Origin of the sequence: Streptomyces sp. NPDC093225, from assembly GCF_044753805.1 — a bacterium.
Taxonomy (GTDB): domain Bacteria; phylum Actinomycetota; class Actinomycetes; order Streptomycetales; family Streptomycetaceae; genus Streptomyces.
In genome coordinates this window covers 40,930-57,747 of record NZ_JBIVNX010000049.1, presented here as the reverse complement: position 1 = coordinate 57,747, position 16,818 = coordinate 40,930, and the positions used below count along the sequence as shown (strand labels likewise).

Annotated in this window: 14 protein-coding genes; 5 read left to right on the top strand and 9 right to left on the bottom strand. The window is 73.1% G+C overall.

Annotation, left to right across the window (positions count from 1 at the left end; all coding sequences use genetic code 11):
- The 4 genes from ACIQCH_RS31550 to galE form a co-directional block, all read left to right on the top strand.
- The coding region (locus ACIQCH_RS31550) for a CDP-glycerol glycerophosphotransferase family protein (RefSeq protein WP_402586535.1) at nucleotides 1-1,971 on the top strand (1,971 nt) is incomplete at its 5' end.
- Nucleotides 1,968-3,128 (top strand): glycosyltransferase, encoded by a 1,161-nt coding sequence (locus tag ACIQCH_RS31545; protein WP_402586533.1) that lies wholly within the window; start codon nucleotides 1,968-1,970, stop codon nucleotides 3,126-3,128. The genes ACIQCH_RS31550 and ACIQCH_RS31545, both read left to right, overlap by 4 nt.
- A 49-nt stretch (nucleotides 3,129-3,177) precedes the next feature.
- The gene (gene galU, locus ACIQCH_RS31540) at nucleotides 3,178-4,110 is read left to right on the top strand and encodes a UTP--glucose-1-phosphate uridylyltransferase GalU (RefSeq protein ID WP_402586531.1); all 933 of its coding nucleotides are present in this window, start codon (nucleotides 3,178-3,180) and stop codon (nucleotides 4,108-4,110) included.
- On the top strand, nucleotides 4,107-5,087 hold the full coding sequence (gene galE, locus ACIQCH_RS31535) for a UDP-glucose 4-epimerase GalE (RefSeq protein WP_402586529.1): 981 nt from the start codon (nucleotides 4,107-4,109) through the stop codon (nucleotides 5,085-5,087). Before galU ends, galE begins: the two co-directional genes overlap by 4 nt.
- Nucleotides 5,088-5,183: 96 nt before the next feature.
- Here the strand turns inward: galE and era are convergent, their stop codons facing one another.
- The 3 genes from era to ACIQCH_RS31520 all read right to left on the bottom strand — a co-directional run bounded on the left by era (nucleotide 5,184) and on the right by ACIQCH_RS31520 (nucleotide 9,675).
- Complete coding sequence (era, locus tag ACIQCH_RS31530) at nucleotides 5,184-6,125, bottom strand: GTPase Era (RefSeq protein ID WP_030205406.1); 942 nt, start codon at nucleotides 6,123-6,125, stop codon at nucleotides 5,184-5,186.
- Nucleotides 6,126-7,144: 1,019 nt separating this feature from the next.
- Nucleotides 7,145-8,557: a beta-xylosidase gene (locus ACIQCH_RS31525; protein ID WP_402586527.1), complete on the bottom strand. Its 1,413-nt coding sequence runs from the start codon at nucleotides 8,555-8,557 to the stop codon at nucleotides 7,145-7,147.
- 95 nt (nucleotides 8,558-8,652) lie between these two features.
- Entirely contained in the window at nucleotides 8,653-9,675 is a 1,023-nt protein-coding gene (locus ACIQCH_RS31520) for a GlxA family transcriptional regulator (RefSeq protein WP_402586525.1), read from the bottom strand.
- 70 nt (nucleotides 9,676-9,745) lie between these two features.
- On the opposite strand from ACIQCH_RS31520, the gene ACIQCH_RS31515 reads away from it, so the two are divergent.
- Nucleotides 9,746-11,092, top strand: coding sequence for an MFS transporter (locus tag ACIQCH_RS31515; protein ID WP_402586523.1), 1,347 nt, complete (start codon nucleotides 9,746-9,748; stop codon nucleotides 11,090-11,092).
- 80 nt (nucleotides 11,093-11,172) lie between these two features.
- On the opposite strand, the gene ACIQCH_RS31510 is transcribed toward ACIQCH_RS31515, so the two are convergent.
- The 6 genes from ACIQCH_RS31510 to ACIQCH_RS31485 all read right to left on the bottom strand — a co-directional run bounded on the left by ACIQCH_RS31510 (nucleotide 11,173) and on the right by ACIQCH_RS31485 (nucleotide 16,556).
- Complete coding sequence (locus tag ACIQCH_RS31510; RefSeq protein ID WP_402586521.1) at nucleotides 11,173-11,520, bottom strand: cytidine deaminase; 348 nt, start codon at nucleotides 11,518-11,520, stop codon at nucleotides 11,173-11,175.
- 224 nt (nucleotides 11,521-11,744) lie between these two features.
- Nucleotides 11,745-12,098 (bottom strand): MmcQ/YjbR family DNA-binding protein, encoded by a 354-nt coding sequence (locus ACIQCH_RS31505; protein WP_402586519.1) that lies wholly within the window; start codon nucleotides 12,096-12,098, stop codon nucleotides 11,745-11,747.
- Entirely contained in the window at nucleotides 12,095-13,393 is a 1,299-nt protein-coding gene (locus ACIQCH_RS31500) for a hemolysin family protein (protein WP_402586517.1), read from the bottom strand. The genes ACIQCH_RS31505 and ACIQCH_RS31500 overlap by 4 nt, the downstream gene beginning before the upstream one ends.
- On the bottom strand, nucleotides 13,390-13,887 hold the full coding sequence (gene ybeY / locus ACIQCH_RS31495) for an rRNA maturation RNase YbeY (RefSeq protein WP_402586515.1): 498 nt from the start codon (nucleotides 13,885-13,887) through the stop codon (nucleotides 13,390-13,392). The genes ACIQCH_RS31500 and ybeY overlap by 4 nt, the downstream gene beginning before the upstream one ends.
- A gap of 12 nt (nucleotides 13,888-13,899) precedes the next feature.
- Nucleotides 13,900-14,925: a PhoH family protein gene (locus tag ACIQCH_RS31490; protein WP_402586513.1), complete on the bottom strand. Its 1,026-nt coding sequence runs from the start codon at nucleotides 14,923-14,925 to the stop codon at nucleotides 13,900-13,902.
- A gap of 530 nt (nucleotides 14,926-15,455) precedes the next feature.
- Nucleotides 15,456-16,556, bottom strand: coding sequence for a carbohydrate kinase family protein (locus tag ACIQCH_RS31485; RefSeq protein WP_402586543.1), 1,101 nt, complete (start codon nucleotides 16,554-16,556; stop codon nucleotides 15,456-15,458).
- Nucleotides 16,557-16,818 lie beyond the last annotated feature (262 nt).

Here is a 16,818-nt window from a genome sequence, read left to right as displayed (position 1 = left end):
GACACCCTCGACCCCGCCGCCTACGACCACGTCCAACCCCTCCAAGCCATCTGCGCCTACCTCCTCAAAAAGGAGGACTGGGACAACCTCCTCCCGGCGGTGGACGCACTGGCGAACCAGGGCAAGGTCGCGTCGCCGCTGCACGAGCAGGACGGCCGGATCTACTGGTGTGCCGAGCACCTCGACGACCCGCAGGGCCGCCGCGTGCTGGACGTGACGAGCCTCGGCCTGCACGCCAAGGGCATCGACAAGATGTTCCTGCGCAACGAGCTCATCTCGTACGCGGCGAAGGACGGCTCCGTCACGCTGAGCGGCCGCGTCGTGAACCCGCTGGGCCGCATCAAGCCCGGCGCGAAGCTGAGCGCCGAGCTGGAGTTCCGGGCCCGCCGCAAGGTCGGCGTGAAGCCGGTCCGCTTCCCCGTCGCGACGGTCACGCACGCGGGCACCGCCGTCACGTGGACGGCCACCGCCGACCTCGCCGCGCAGCTGCGCCCGATCGGCGTGGTGGACGCCGTGTGGGACGTACGGCTGCACCTGGACGTGGACGGCGTACGGACCACCACCCGCCTGTCCGCCGGCAACCCGGAGCTCGTCGAGGGCGCCCTGCCGGTGCGGCCGCGGCTGACGCGCATGGTCGCCGACCACCTGGAACCCGAGGTCTCCCCGCGCGGGCACCTCGCCTTCTGCCTCGCCTCGTACGACAAGCGGGCCGAGAACATCCAGGCGTTCATCGACCGCAGCATGCAGGCCGCCCCCGCGCGGCTCGCCAAGTCCGGTGTCCGCAAGGCGAAGGGCGTCCGCGGCAAGCTCTCCTCGGGCGAGACCAAGCTGCGCCTGTACCACGAGGTGTTCTCGAAGCTGCCGGTCAAGAAGGGCCTGGTCGTCTTCGAGAGCCACCTCGGCAAGCAGTACAGCGACAGCCCGCGCGCCATCTACGAGGAGATGCGCCGCCAGGGCGTGCAGTTCGAGGCCGTGTGGTCCCACGAGGGCTCGACCAAGGGCTTCCCGAAGGACGCCACCCTGGTCAAGCGCTGGTCGCTGCCGTACCTCAAGGCGCTGGCCCAGGCCGAGTTCTGGATCGACAACCAGGGCTTCCCGCTCAAGCTCACCAAGCGCCCCGAGACCACGTACATCCAGACCTGGCACGGCTCCGCCCTCAAGCGCATGGGCTTCGACGAGGCGGCCTGGAAGCTGAAGTCCAAGCCGCAGCAGGACGAGATGCAGCGGACGCTGGACCGCTTCGACCGCTTCCTGATCCGCTCCGAGCACGACACCCGCACCCTCGCCAAGGCCTTCCGCCTGCAGGAGAAGGTGCTGCTGCGCACGGGCTACCCGCGCAACGACGCCCTCGTGGCCGCCAAGGAGCGCGAGGACGCCTCCGGCGTGCGCGAGCGCGGGAAGCTGGCGGCCGAGCTCGGCATCCCCGCGGACAAGAAGGTCCTGCTGTACGCGCCCACCTTCCGCAACCGCGGCCGCGGCAGCGCCGCCTTCGAGCTGCCCTTCGACGTGGAGGAGTTCGCCGAGCGCTTCGGCGACCGGTACGTGCTGCTGGTGCGCTCGCACTACCTCAACCACGTCACGCTGCCGCCGTCGGTGCGCGGCCGGGTGATCGACGTGTCGTCCTCGCCGGACGTGTCGCCGGTGCTGGAGCTCGCCGACGCGCTGATCACGGACTACTCGTCGATCATGTTCGACTACGCGCTCCTGGACCGCCCGATCTTCCTCTTCGCGTACGACTACGAGGAGTACACGACCGAGCGGGGCGCCTACTGGGACCTCTTCGAGTCCGCCCCGGGCCCGGTCGTGCGGACGGCTGCCGAGCTGTTCGAGGAGATCGGCTCGTTCGACCGCGCGGTCGTCGAGCACGCCGCCGACCGCAAGCGCTTCGTTGCCGAGTTCGGCGAGTACGACACGGGTTCCGCAGCCCGCCGCATCGTCGACGAGTTCTTCTCCCACAGGAGGAATGGATGACCGAGTACGCCGACCCGCGGCGCGACATCTTCTTCGTCGGCAACCAGGTCGACGAACTGGGCGGTGTGACCACCTGGACGCACCAGATGGCCCGCCTGTTCACCGAGCGCGGCCACAACGTCCACGTCATCGGCATCACCCAGGCCGAGGTCGTCCAGGACATCGGCACCGACCTGCCGTACCCGACGACCACCCTGTACGGCGACAAGCACCCGGGTCCGGTGCCGCGCATCCAGGGCGTGCACAAGCTCAACGTCGGCCGGCGGCTGCAGAAGTCCCGGCGCGACGAGGGCATGCAGGAGCAGGCCGCCAGGCTGAGCGCGATGTTCCGCGCGGCCGCTCCGGGCGCGGTCGTGATCGTCACGCAGGTGTGGGCCATGGAGTGGGTGGTCCTCGCGGACACCTCGGACGTGACCGTCATCGGCATGAGCCACGAGTCCTTCGAGTACACCAAGGCCTGCTCGCGCTTCCCGCGCGTGCAGCGGTACTACAAGGACGTCGACCGGATGCTGGCGCTGACCCAGGAGGACTCCGACCTCTGGATCCGCCAGGGCCTGAACAACGCCTCGTACATGCCCAACCCGCTGCCGTTCATGCCGGGCGAGCCCTCGCCCCGCAGCGAGAAGGTCGTCGCGAGCATCGGCCGGCTGGCGGACCAGAAGGGCATCGACATGCTGCTCGACGCCTGGGCCGAGGTCGCGCCGGAGCACCCGGACTGGACGCTGCGCATCTACGGCTCCGGCGAGGACGAGGAGATGCTCAGGAAGCAGTGCTCCGAGCTGGGCCTGGACTCCTCCGTCGAGTGGATGGGGCGCACCAGTGACGTGATCGGCGCCCTGCACGGCAGCTCGATCTTCGTGCAGTCCTCGCGCGGCGAGGGCTTCCCGCTCGCCCTGATGGAGGCCATGGCGGCCGGTGTGCCCTGTGCCGCGTTCGACTGCGCGCCGGGCGTGCGGGAGATCATCAACGACGGCGAGGACGGCCTGCTGGCCGCCCTGGGCAACACCACCGGCCTCGCCCGCATCCTGAGCCGCCTCATGGCGGACAAGGAGCTGCGCGACGGGATGGGCGACCTGGCCCGTGAGCGAATACAGCGGTACGTCCCCGCGGAGATCGTCGCCCGCTGGGAGCAGCTGTTCTCCTTCCTCGACCGTTGATGAACGGGCCGGTTTCCTTCGTGTTGGACAAGTTGGTGGATTCATGGGCATGAACAATTCGCAGCAGACGGTGACCAAGGCCGTCATCCCGGCGGCTGGTCTGGGTACCCGGTTCCTGCCGGCGACCAAGGCCACCCCCAAGGAGATGCTGCCGGTCGTCGACAAGCCGGCGATCCAGTACGTGGTCGAGGAGGCGGTCTCCGCCGGCCTGAGCGACGTGCTGATGATCACGGGCCGCAACAAGCGGCCGCTGGAGGACCACTTCGACCGCAACTACGAGCTGGAGTCGGCCCTGCAGGCCAAGGGCGACGACGACCGGCTCAAGAAGGTCCAGGAGTCCAGCGACCTGGCGACCATGCACTACGTCCGCCAGGGCGACCCGCGCGGCCTGGGCCACGCGGTGCTGTGCGCGGCCCCGCACGTCGGCGACCAGCCCTTCGCGGTCCTCCTCGGCGACGACCTGATCGACCCGCGCGACCCGCTGCTGGCCAAGATGGTCGAGATCCAGGGCCGCACCGGCGGCAGCGTCATCGCCCTCATGGAGGTCGACCCCGCCCAGATCCACCTCTACGGCTGCGCCGCGGTCGAGGCCACCGAGGACGAGGACGTCGTCCGCATCACCGACCTGGTCGAGAAGCCCGGTGCGGGCGAGGCCCCCAGCAACTACGCGATCATCGGCCGCTACGTGCTGAACCCGGCCGTCTTCGACGTCCTGCGGGAGACCGAGCCGGGCCGTGGCAACGAGATCCAGCTGACCGACGCCCTGCAGAAGCTCGCCGCCGACGAGACCCTCGGCGGCCCGGTGCACGGCGTGGTCTTCAAGGGCCGCCGCTACGACACCGGCGACCGCGGCGACTACCTGCGGGCCATCGTCCGGCTGGCGAGCGAGCGCGAGGACCTGGGCCCGGAGTTCCGGACCTGGCTGCGCCGCTACGTCGCCGAGGAGATGACCGCGGAGCCGACCGAGGGGGCGGGCGCGTGAGCAAGTACCTGGTCACGGGCGGCGCCGGCTACGTCGGCAGCGTGGTCGCCGCGCACCTGCTGGAGGCCGGCCACGAGGTCGTCGTCCTCGACAACCTTTCCACCGGATTCCGCGAGGGCGTGCCGGCCGGTGCCCGCTTCGTCGAGGCCGACATCCGCGAGGCCGCCCAGCACCTGGACGCCTCGTTCGACGCGGTGCTGCACTTCGCCGCGTTCTCCCAGGTCGGCGAGTCCGTGGTGAACCCGGCCAAGTACTGGGACAACAACGTCGGCGGCACCATGGCGCTGCTCGCCGCCATGCGCGGCGCGGGCGTGTCGAAGCTGGTGTTCTCCTCGACCGCCGCGACCTACGGCGAGCCGGCGTCCACCCCGATCACCGAGTCCATGCCGACCGCGCCGACCAACCCGTACGGCGCCTCCAAGCTGGCCGTAGACCACATGATCTCGGGCGAGTGCGCGGCCCACGGGCTGGCCGCGGTCTCGCTGCGCTACTTCAACGTGGCCGGCGCCTACGGCGAGTGCGGCGAGCGGCACGACCCGGAGAGCCACCTGATCCCGCTGGTGCTCCAGGTCGCCCAGGGCCGCCGCGAGGCCATCTCGGTCTTCGGCGACGACTACCCGACCCCGGACGGCACCTGCATCCGCGACTACATCCACGTCGCGGACCTCGCGGAGGCCCACCTGGCCGCCCTGGAGTCCGCCGCCCCCGGCGAGCACCTGATCTGCAACCTGGGCAACGGCAACGGCTTCTCCGTGCGCGAGGTGATCGAGACCGTCCGCAAGGTGACGGGGCACCCGATCCCCGAGGTGATGGCGGAGCGCCGGGCCGGCGACCCGGCCGTGCTGGTCGCCTCCGCGGCGACGGCGCACGAGCGGCTGGGCTGGACCCCGCGCCGCCCCGACCTCGCCGGGATCGTCGCCGACGCGTGGGCGTTCGCGCAGGCCCGTGCGGCGGAGCGCGCCGGCACCGGCGCGTAGCGTCCGGCGCGCACGCACACGACACGAGAAGGCCGCCGTCGGCGGGGCACGGGTGCCCCGCCGACGGCGGCCTTCGGCGTCTTCTCGGGACCGGTCTCAGAAGCCGAGCTTGCGCAGCTGCTTGGGGTCGCGCTGCCAGTCCTTGGCGACCTTCACGTGCAGGTCGAGGAAGACGGGCGTGCCGAGCAGCGCCTCGATGTGCTTGCGCGACTTCATGCCCACCTCCTTCAGGCGGGAGCCCTTCGGGCCGATGATGATGCCCTTCTGGCTGGGGCGCTCGATGTAGACGTTGGCGTGGATGTCGAGCAGCGGCTTGTCGGCGGGCCGGTTCTCGCGCGGGATCATCTCCTCCACCACGACGGCGATGGAGTGCGGCAGCTCGTCCCGGACGCCCTCCAGGGCCGCCTCGCGGATCAGCTCCGCGACCATGACCATCTCCGGCTCGTCGGTGAGGTCGCCCTCGGGGTAGAGCGGCGGGCTCTCCGGCAGGAACGGCACGATCAGGTCCGCCAGCAGCTCCACCTGCGTGTCGCCGACGGCCGAGACGGGCACGATCTCGGCCCACTCGATGCCCAGCTCCTCGCCGAGGCGGTGGATGGCGAGCAGCTGCTCGGCCAGCGCCTTGGAGTCGACCAGGTCGGTCTTCGTCACGATGGCGATCTTCGGGGTCTTCTTGATCCCGGCGAGCTCCTTGGCGATGAACTTGTCGCCGGGGCCGAGCTTCTGGTCGGCGGGCAGGCAGAAGCCGATCACGTCGACCTCGGCCCAGGTGGTGCGGACGACGTCGTTGAGCCGCTCGCCGAGCAGGGTGCGCGGCTTGTGCAGGCCGGGGGTGTCGACGAGGACCAGCTGGGCGTCCTCACGGTGCACGATGCCGCGCACGGTGTGGCGGGTGGTCTGCGGCCGGTTGGAGGTGATCGCGACCTTCGTGCCCACGAGTGCGTTGGTCAGGGTCGACTTGCCGGCGTTGGGACGGCCGACGAAGCAGGCGAAGCCCGCGCGGTGTGCAGTGGAGGAACGATCGCTCATGCGGGCCATTCTCCCCGATCGGGCCGACGGCGCCGACCAGTGGCCGCCGCCCGGGCGGGACCGGCCCGGCCCGGGACCCCGGTGCAGCGTGCGCCGGCGGGTCCGCAGCCCCCGTCCGGCCAGTCCCGCCCCGAGCGCGGCCAGCAGCCCGGTGCCGGCCGCCACGGGCCCCCAGGGGCCGGTGGACAGGGCGGCGGCCGCCCGGTCGGCGGTGCCGGCTGCGGTGACGGCGACGGTGACCTCGGCCCGGTCGAAGACCGGCGGGTGCGGCCAGCGCTCGGCCAGCCGGACCCGCTGGCCGGGCAGCAGGTCGGCCGGGAGCCGGCCGAGGGGGCGGTGCAGCAGCCCGCGGCCGAGCAGGCCGCGCGCGTCGAGGGTGCCCCGCGGGTGCAGGGTGGTGTTGCCGAGGTTGTGCAGGGTGTACGCGACCTCGGCGGGCCCGGCGCCGGAGCGGCGTACGGTGACCCGCTCGACGGCCAGGAGCGGGGCAGTGGGGCCGCCGACGCGCAGGTGGACGCGGGCGGCCACGGCCCGGCGCACGCCCAGGCCGGGCCCGGCGGCCGCGGTCCGCTCGTCCAGGGCGACCACCGCGCCGGGGTGGTCGCCGGGCTCGGCCCGGTCCGGTACGGCCACGGTGAACGGCACGGTCAGCGAGGAGCGCGGCGGTACGGTCACCCGCTCGCGGGACAGCCGGGTCCAGGCGCCCACGCCGGTGCGGGGCTCGTCGGCGCCGCGGACGGCGAAGCCGCCGTCGCGGGCGGTGTTGTAGGCGTCGGCGACGTACAGGCGCAGGGCGAGGGGGCGGGTGGTGCGGTTGGTGAGGGTGACCCGGTCGGTGAGGGTGGCGCCGGGGTCGGCGGCCAGGAAGAAGTAGGGCCGCTGGGCGATCCGGGTGGCGGCCGGTTCCACGGACCACTGGCCGTTGTCGGCCCCGTACGCCGCCCCGGCCGCGCCGGGCACCAGGAGCCCGAGCAGGGCGAGCGCGAGGGCTCCGAGCAGCCGTACCGCGGCCCTGCCGGGCGTCCGGCTCACGACAGGGTCAGGGTGAGGAGCGCCGCGTAGGCGCCCGGCGCGGTGTAGGGCGGGACGGTCAGGGCGACGTCGGCGCCCACCGTGAACTCGCCGCCGACCAGCGCGGCGTCCGGGGTGCCCGCCAGCGTCGCCCCGTCGGTGCCGACCGGGCCGGGCGTGCCGGGGACGCAGCTGCTGGGGCTGCCCTCCTTGGTGGTGCAGGACGGGGTCCAGCGGAGTCCCGCCCCGTCGATGCGGCCGCCGCCGGGCCCGGTGAAGTCGGTGAGGCGGCCGGTGAGCGTCCAGCCGGCCGGGCCGCCGCGGGCGTCCTTGACGGTGACGGTGTGGATCCGGCCCCGGGCGGTGCCGCCCTGTCCGTACGGGACGGGGCTGAGCGCGATCTCCTCGCCGGCCTGGGTCATGGTCAGCCCGCCCGGTTCGACGGTGACGCCGACCTTCTGGCTGCCGGGCGGCAGCGGCGCGGCGTCGGTGACCGTGTACGCGGCCGGTCCGGCGCCGGCCGCGGGGGTCCAGCCGGGGCCCTCGTACGCCACGACGGCCGTGGTGGCCCGGTCGGTGACCGTCAGCTCCGCCTGGAGGACGCCCCGCTCGTCGGCGGTGGCGGCGGCCCGGTCGGCGGTCTCGGCGGTGCCCGCGCGGCCCGCGACGGTGACGGCGGCGCCGGGGGTGAAGCCGGCCCCCACCACGTGGACCTTCGCACCGGGCCGGCCGGCGGGGGTGGCCAGGGCGATGGCCCGCGCGTTCACCCCGGGGGCCGCGGCGGCGGTGAGCCGCTCGGAGACCGGGGCGGGGTGGGCGCGGTCCACGGTGCAGGGGGTGTCGAGCTCCATGAGGTGGCTGGTGTGGAGGGTGTAGTCGCCGGGGGCGAGGGTGATCTCGCCGGGCCGGGTGACCGTGAAGGTGCCGGTCATGGCGAAGGCCGCGAAGCCGGCCCGGGCGTCCACGGGGTCGTTCTTCCGCGGTCCGGTGACCGTCAGCTCGCCCGGCTGCACCCCGCCGAGCACGACCTTGCCGGCGGGGGTCAGCGTGTCGGCGGGCAGCTCGGTGTCCAGCGGGTTCACGGCGGTGGTGGCGGTGACCCGGTAGGTGACGGTGACGGTGTCGCCGACCCGGGGCCGGGGGTTGTCCACCGCGATCAGGGCGGTGGTGGTGCCGTCGCCGGGCGGGAGTCCGGCCTCCTGGGGCGGCACGCAATGGGTGGAGAACTCCACGGGGCCGGTGCGGGCTCCCCCCGGCTGCTCGGGGCCCGCGGCGCTGGCGGGGGCCGTGGCGGCCGCGAGGGCGAGCGCACCCAGGGCCGCCAGGGCCGCCGCCGGGCGGCGCGGGCGCGCCGTCGCCGCCCGCGGGGTCCGCCCGCCCGCCGCCCCGCGCGTCCGCGCCGCGGCCGCCTGGCGCGCCCGTGCCGTCATCGCATCCCCCTACCGCTCCGGTCCGCCCGGGGGGCCATTCACGAGTCGGGGGCGGCAGAAGTCAAGGCAGCGGCCCCGCATTGACTGATGGACCATCAGATACTGTCAGGTTCGGGCACGCCGGCACCGGTCCGGAAGGTCCGCCGGTACGCGGTCGGGGTCACCCCGAGCACCGCCTGGAGGTGCTTGCGCATGGACTGCGCGGTGCCGAACCCCGCGTCGCGCGCGACCCGGTCGACCGGCAGGTCGGTGGACTCCAGCAGGTGCCGGGCCCGTTCGACCCGCTGCCGGGTGAGCCACCGGCCGGGGCTGAGGCCCGCCTCCTCGCGGAACCGGCGCGTGAAGGTCCGTACGGACATCGACTCCAGACGGGCCAGGTCCTCCAGCGTCAGCGGCTCGTGCAGCCGCTCCAGCGCCCAGCCCCGGGCGGTGGTGGTGCCCGGCCGCCCCTCCTCGGGCACCGGCCGCGCGATGAACTGGGCCTGCCCGCCGTCCCGGTGCGGCGGCACGACCGTGCGCCGGGCCACGTCGTTGGCGACGGCCGTGCCGTGGTCGCGGCGCACGATGTGCAGGCACAGGTCGATCCCGGCGGCCACCCCGGCGGAGGTGAGCACGTCGCCGTCGTCGACGAACAGCACGTCCGGGTCCACCTCGACGGCCGGGAAGAGCCGCTGGAAGTGCTCGGCGGAGGACCAGTGCGTGGTGGCCCGCCGCCCGTCCAGGTACCCGGCGGCGGCGAGCACGTACCCGCCGGTGCAGATGGCGACCAGCCGCGTACCCGGCCTGACGTGCTCCAGGGCGGCGGCCAGCTCCCCGGTGAGCCGGCCCTCCTCGTAGACCGGGCCCAGCTCGTACGAGGCCGGGACGACGACGGTGTCCGCGGTGGCCAGCAGCTCGGGGCCGTGCTCGACGTCGATCGCGAAGTCGGCGTCGGTGCGCACCGGCCCGGCGGCCAGGCCGCAGGTGAGGATCTCGTACAGGGGCCGGCCCGCGGGGTCCTGGGCGCGGCCGAAGATGCGGTGCGGGATGCCCAGTTCGAAGGGCAGCAGTCCGGTCAGTGCGAGGACGACGACGCGGTGCGGGGCGTCCGCGGCACCCGGTGCATGCGATACGGCCATGGCTCGATCGTAGCGAATACTGACCATCGGGCCACTCGATGTCCGCTCTCCGGCCGTCGAAGCTGTGGGGGTGACGACGCAGACACCCCACCAGCCCTCCCCCGCCGGCCCGGCCCCCGGCCCGGCCGGCGCCGCCCCCGCTCCCGCACCCGCGCGCCGCGGCCGGATCCACCGGGCGTGGTGGGTCGCCGCCGTGACCTTCGTGACGATCGTCGGCGCGGCCGCCTTCGCCTCGCTGCCCGGTCTGCTCATCGAGCCGCTGCACACCGAGTTCGACTGGTCGCGCGGCACCATCGGCCTCGGCGTCTCCGTGAACCTCGCCCTGTACGGGCTCACCGCGCCCTTCGCCGCCGCCCTGATGGACCGTTTCGGCATCCGCCGCGTGGTGGCCGTCGCCCTGACCGTGATCGCGGCCGGCTCGCTGCTCACCGTCTGGATGACGGCCGCCTGGCAACTGGTCCTCTACTGGGGCGTGCTGGTCGGCCTGGGCAGCGGCTCGATGGCGCTGGCCTTCGCCGCCACCGTCACCAACCGCTGGTTCACCGCCCGGCGCGGGCTGGTGACCGGCGTCCTGACCGCGGCGAGCGCGTCCGGTCAGCTGGTGTTCCTGCCGCTGCTGTCCTGGCTGGTGCAGCACCACGGCTGGCGCCCGGCCGCCGTCACCGTCGCCCTGTCCGCCCTCGCGGTGGTGCCGTTCGTGTGGCTGCTGCTGCGCGACCACCCGGCGGACGCGGGCCTGGCCCCGTACGGGGCGCAGGAGTTCGTACCGAAGCCGGCTCCGGTGACCGGGGCCGCGCGGCGCGCGGTGACGGTCCTCCTCCGGGCCGCCCGCACCGGACCGTTCTGGCTGCTGGCCGCCACCTTCGCCATCTGCGGCGCCTCGACGAACGGCCTGGTCAAGACCCACTTCGTGCCGGCGGCCCATGACCACGGCATGCCCATCACGGCCGCCGCCTCGCTGCTCGCCGTGATCGGCGTCTTCGACGTGGTCGGCACGGTGGCCTCGGGCTGGTTCACCGACCGCTTCGAGGCGCGCCGGCTGCTCGCCGTGTACTACGCGCTGCGCGGGGTGTCGCTGCTGTTCCTGCCGGCGCTGCTGGCCCCGGCCGTGCACCCGCCGATGCTGTTCTTCATCGTCTTCTACGGGCTCGACTGGGTCGCCACGGTGCCGCCGACCATCGCGCTGTGCCGCGAACAGTACGGCGAGGACAGCGCCATCGTGTTCGGCTGGGTGCTGGCCTCGCACCAGGTGGGGGCCGCGCTGGTGGCCTTCCTCGGCGGCCTGGCCCGCGACCTGACCGGCTCGTACGACCTGGTCTGGTACGCCTCGGGAGCCCTGTGCGCGCTGGCGGCCCTGATGGCGATGGTCATCCGCCGCACCCCGTCACCCGCACCGGCCACCGCCGCCGCGGCCTGATCCGGGCCCGCCACCGACCCGGCCGCGGCCCGACCGGCGTCGGACCACCGCGACCGGGGCCGCGGCGGACCGGACGGACGTCAGCCCGCGTGCACCGTGGTCTTGAGGGTGCCGTCGGGGCCCGCGAGCAGGACCGGGGTCTGCGCCCCGCCCAGGTCGCGCACCGCGGCGCGGTCGGCCTCGGCGGGTGCCTCGGCGCCGCTCACCACGGCGGCCGCCTCCAGGGACCGGGCCCCGCTGGCCACGGCCATGGCGACGGCCGTCTGCAGGGCGGTGAGCTTGAGGGAGGCCAGCTCCACGGTGCCGGCGACGTACGTGCGGCCGGTCTCGTCGCGTACGGCCGCGCCCTCGGGAACGCCGTTGCGGGCACGGGCACTGCGCGCGAGGGTGATCAGCTTCTGGTCCTCGGGACCCATCGTGTCGGTCATGTCCGAAGCATAGGGAGCACCACCCAGGAGCGCCTCGGCGGTCCGCCGGACGGACCGCCGAGGCGCTCTCCCCTCCAGGGGCCTTCGCAAGTAGATCTTGCTTGGCACAAGCAAACCCAACAGTAGGGTAAGGAGATCGCCCCGCCCCCGGGGCCTCACAAATCGTGACCTTGGTCGGCCGTGAGCTGCGTCACGAAGCGGACCGGCGGGGTCCGCCGGCCGGCTCAGGGCCGGTCGAGACGGAGCCGGTCGGCCCGCGGGAGTCTGGCGACGACCAGGTCGTACGAGTCCTCGACCAGCTCGCGCAGCATCCCCTCCGGGACCCCGTCCACGGTCACCGTGTTCCAGTGCCGCTTGTTCATGTGCCAGCCGGGCACGATCGCGGGGTGTTCGGCGCGCAGCCGGACCGCGAGTTCGGGCTCGCACTTGAGGTTCACCGTGAGGGGCCGCCCGTCCAGCGCCGAGAGCGCGAACATCTTGCCCAGCACCTTGAACACCGAGGTCTCGGTGTCGAAGGGGAACTCCTCCACCGCCGCGTTGAAGGACAGGCAGAAGGCGCGCAGCTCGGCCGGGGTCATTCCGCTTCCTCCGGTCCGGTGGTGGCGACGGGCTCCACGAGCACCGTGACGATCTTGTTCCGGCGGCCGGCCGGCGACTCGGCGGTCAGCTCCAGCACCCGCCCGTCCGGCAGGTCGACCTCGGCCCTGGCGCCCGCGATCGGCACCCGGCCCAGGGCCTTGGCGAGCAGTCCGCCCACCGTCTCGACGTCCTCGTCGTCGAAGGAGTCCAGGCCGAAGAGGTCGCCGAGGTCGGTGATGTCGAGGCGCGCGGTGACCCGGTAGCGGTCGTCGCCCAGGTCCTCGACCGGCGGGAGTTCGCGATCGTACTCGTCGGTGATCTCTCCGACGATCTCCTCGAGGATGTCCTCGATGGTGACGATGCCGGCCGTGCCGCCGTACTCGTCGATGACCACGGCCACGTGGTTGCGCTCCTGCTGCATCTCCCGCAGCAGGTCGCCCGCGTTCTTCGTGTCGGGCACGAACGCCGCCGCACGCATGGCCGTGGAGACCAGGTCGGCCTCGGCGTCGCGGTTGACGTGCGTCTTGCGGACCAGGTCCTTGAGGTAGACGATCCCGACGATGTCGTCCTCGTTCTCGCCGGTCACCGGGATCCGGGAGAAGCCCGAGCGCAGCGCGAGCGTCGTGGCCTGCCGGACGGTCTTGAACCGCTCGATGCAGATCAGGTCGGTGCGCGGCACCATCACCTCCCGCACCAGGGTGTCGCCGAGCTCGAAGACCGAGTGCACCATGCGGCGCTCGTCGTCCTCGATCAACGACTCCTTCTCGGCGAGGTCGACCAGGGCGCGCAGCTCGGCCTCGGAGGCGAACGGGCCCTTGCGGAAGCCCTTTCCGGGGGTGAGCGCGTTGCCGATGAGGATCAGCAGCTGCGGGATCGGGCCCATGACCCGGGCCAGCGGCAGCAGCACGTACGCGGCCGCCGTGGCGGTGTTGAGGGGGTGCTGGCGGCCGATGGTGCGCGGGGAGACGCCCACGGCGACGTACGAGACGAGCACCATCACGGCGATCGCGACCAGCGCCGCCTTCCACGTCTCGCCGAACGCGTCGAGGCAGGCGTACGTGACGAGGACCGCCGCCGCCATCTCGCAGACGACCCGCACCAGCAGCGCGACGTTGAGGTAGCGGGTCGGGTCGGCGGCGACCTGCGCGAGCTTCGCGCTGCCGCGCCGGCCCGACCGTACGGCCTCCTCGGCGCGGAAGCTGGAGACGCGGGCGATGCCCGCCTCGGCGCAGGCCGCCAGCCACGCCACGACGACCAGCAGGACGGCCCCGGTGACGAGCTGCGCGACGTTCACGAGACGGTCGGGGCGGGGGACGGACCGGTCAGCCCCTGCTCGGCGCGCCAGCCGTCCACGATCGCCGCCTGCAGGCCGAACATCTCGGCCTTCTCGTCCGGCTCCTCGTGGTCGTAGCCGAGCAGGTGGAGCACCCCGTGGACGGTCAGGAGCTGGAGCTCCTCATCCATCGAGTGCCCGGTCGCGGCCTCCTCGCCCTGCCGCTTGGCGACCTCGGGGCAGAGCACGATGTCGCCGAGGAGCCCCTGCGGGGGCTCCTCGTCGTCCTTGGCCGGCGGCCGCAGCTCGTCCATCGGGAAGGACATGACGTCGGTGGGCCCGGGCAGGTCCATCCACTGGATGTGCAGCTGTTCCATGGCGTCGGCGTCGACGACGATCACGGACAGCTCGGACAGCGGGTGGATCCGCATCCGGGTGAGGGCGTAGCGGGCGATGTCGAGGATCGCCCGCTCGTCGACCTCGGTTCCGGACTCGTTGTTGACGTCGATCGACATGGTGCTGTTGTACTACTTCCCTCGGGAACCGTTACGGCTGTCGTACTGCTCGTACGCGTCGACGATACGGCCGACGAGCTTGTGCCGTACGACATCCTGCGAGGTGAGCCGCGAGAAGTGCACATCGGGGACCCCTTCGAGGATCTCCTGCACCTGCTTCAGGCCCGACTTGGTGCCGCCGGGAAGGTCGATCTGGGTCACGTCACCCGTGATGACGATCTTCGAGTCGAAGCCGAGCCTCGTCAGGAACATCTTCATCTGCTCGGGGTTCGTGTTCTGCGCCTCGTCGAGGATGATGAAGGCGTCGTTCAGGGTCCTGCCGCGCATGTACGCCAGCGGCGCGACCTCGATCGTGCCCGCGGCCATCAGGCGCGGGATGGAGTCGGGGTCGAGCATGTCGTGCAGCGCGTCGTACAGCGGCCGCAGGTACGGGTCGATCTTCTCGTAGAGCGTGCCGGGCAGGAAGCCCAGCCGCTCCCCCGCCTCGACGGCGGGCCGGGTCAGGATGATCCGGGTGACCTGCTTGGACTGCAGGGCCTGGACCGCCTTCGCCATGGCGAGGTAGGTCTTGCCGGTACCGGCGGGGCCGATGCCGAACACGATGGTGTGCTTGTCGATCGCGTCGACGTAGTGCTTCTGGTTGAGGGTCTTGGGACGGATCGTGCGGCCGCGGCTGGAGAGGATGTTCTGGGTGAGCACCTCGGCCGGGGTCTCGGTCGGTCCGTCGCCGTTCTCGCTCGCCTTGAGCATGGCGATCGAGCGTTCCACTGCGTCCTCCGTCATCGGCTGCCCGGTGCGGAGCACCAGCATCATCTCGTCGAACAGGCGCTGGATCAGGGCGACTTCACTAGCCTCCCCGACGGCGCTGATCTCATTGCCCCGGACGTGGATGTCGGCGTCGGGAAATGCCCTCTCGATCACGCGCAACAGGGCGTCACCCGAGCCGAGCACCATCACCATGGGGTGCTTCGCGGGAACGGTGAACCGGGCTCGTGCCTGCCCCGGCAGGGGGCTGTGGGCTGTGGGTGTCTGAGTCATGGGCTGGCTCTGTGGCCTGCGCATACCTCCCGTTGCGAGGTCTCGCCGATCGACGACCTCTTGGACTACCAAGCGTACGACGCCACCGGGGCATGCCCGAGGGGTTTTCGAGCCCCGGTCCCGCAGGCCCCGCACGGCCCGGCCGATACGGATCCGGTCCGCGTCCGTCCCCTCACCCGACGTACCTGTGGGACGGTCCACAGCCCCGCCCGGTCCGCCCCATCCTTGGCGGTGCCGGGTGGGCCGTGTGGTGTGTGGGGGAGGCGCTTGACGGGGGTGGCAGGCTGGTCCGGAGGCAGGCCCGGGCCGAGGGGGGCCGCAGGCCCGGCCGAAGGCCCGAAGCCCTCGGGGTGGGCCTGCCGCAGGGCCTGCAGGCCGCCCCCGTCAAGCGCCAAGGGGACCCACACACCACAGGGCCCACCCCCGAAGCGAGCCCACCCCGACACCGCTCCGGCAGGCCCGACGCCTCAAGCCCTGAGAAACCCCCTCATGGGAACCGCCCCACGGGAACCCACTCCAGACCGCCCCCCTCACACAGCGTTGCGGAACCCGATCGTGGGCACGGCGCGACGGCGGGCCGGGGCGGCGTGCCCCTGGCCCGGGAGCAGGGCGTCGAGGAAGGCGTAACGTTCCAGCCCGAGCGGCAGCCCGCCCGGCAGCGCCTGCACGGCGTGCCACCAGTGCGCCACCTCGGCCCAGCCCGGCGCCGACAGCGAGCCGCCGAACTCCTGCACCGACAGCGCCGCCGTGAGCCCCGCGAAGGCCAGCCGGTCCGCCAGCGGCCAGCCCGCGAGCGTGCCGGTGACGAAGCCCGCCACGTACACGTCCCCCGCACCGGTGGGGTCCAGGGCCTCCACGGCGATGGCGGGCACCTCGGCCGTCTCGCCGGTGCGGCCGTCCACGGCGTACGAACCCTCCTCGCCCATCGTCACCACGGCCACCGGCACCCGCTCGGCCAGCGCCCGGGCGGCCGCGCGGGGGCAGTCGGTGCGGGTGTAGCGCATCGCCTCGCCGGCGTTGGGCAGGAAGGCCTCGCAGTACCGCAGGTCCTCCAGCCCTGCCAGGTCCCAGCGGCCGCTGTCGTCCCAGCCGACGTCCGCGAAGATCCGCGCGCCCCGGCCGGCCGCGGAGGCGATCCAGTCGGCGGGCCGGCCGGGCTCCAGGGAGGCCACGGCGGCCCGGACCCGGGGCGGGCAGTAGGGGAACGGGCCGGAGCCCGTCGGGGGCGGGGCCTCGTGGCCGTGCGAGACCATGGTGCGCTCGCCTTCGTAAGCCATGGAGACCGTGACCGGGGAGTGCCAGCCGGGGATCGTGCGGGACATCGTCAGGTCGATGCCCTCGCCCTGTTCCAGGGCGTCCCAGCAGTACTCGCCGTAGAAGTCGTCGCCGAAGGCGGCGGCGAGCGAGGTGCGCAGGCCGAGCCGGGCGAGGGCGGTGGCCATGTTGGCGACGCCGCCGGGGCTCTGGCCCATGCCGCGCGCCCAGGACTCCGTACCGCGCACCGGGGCGGAATCGAGGCCGGTGAAGATGATGTCGAGGAAGACCGTGCCGGTCAGGAAGACGTCGCACCGCGGGTCACGGGGCGCCCGCACCCGGCTCAGCGGGTCCAGCGCCACCGGGTCGAGCGCCACGGGGTCGGGCGCCGCCGGGTCGAGCCGGTTCGGGGCCGCCGGTTCGGCGACGGCGGGCCGGTCCGGGCGTTGTCCGTTCCTGTCGGCCACGGCGTGCTCCCCGTTCTGTGCGCGAGAAAGTTGCAGCCCTTCCCCCCGCCGTCGGACCCACACCCAGTGTGGCCCAGAGCACACGGTGGCCGCCCTCTCTGGGGACCGTGCCGCGCTCCGCTCGAGAGCGGCTCGACGGCCTGCTGATCGCCCGTGCGCGAGCCGCCCCGAA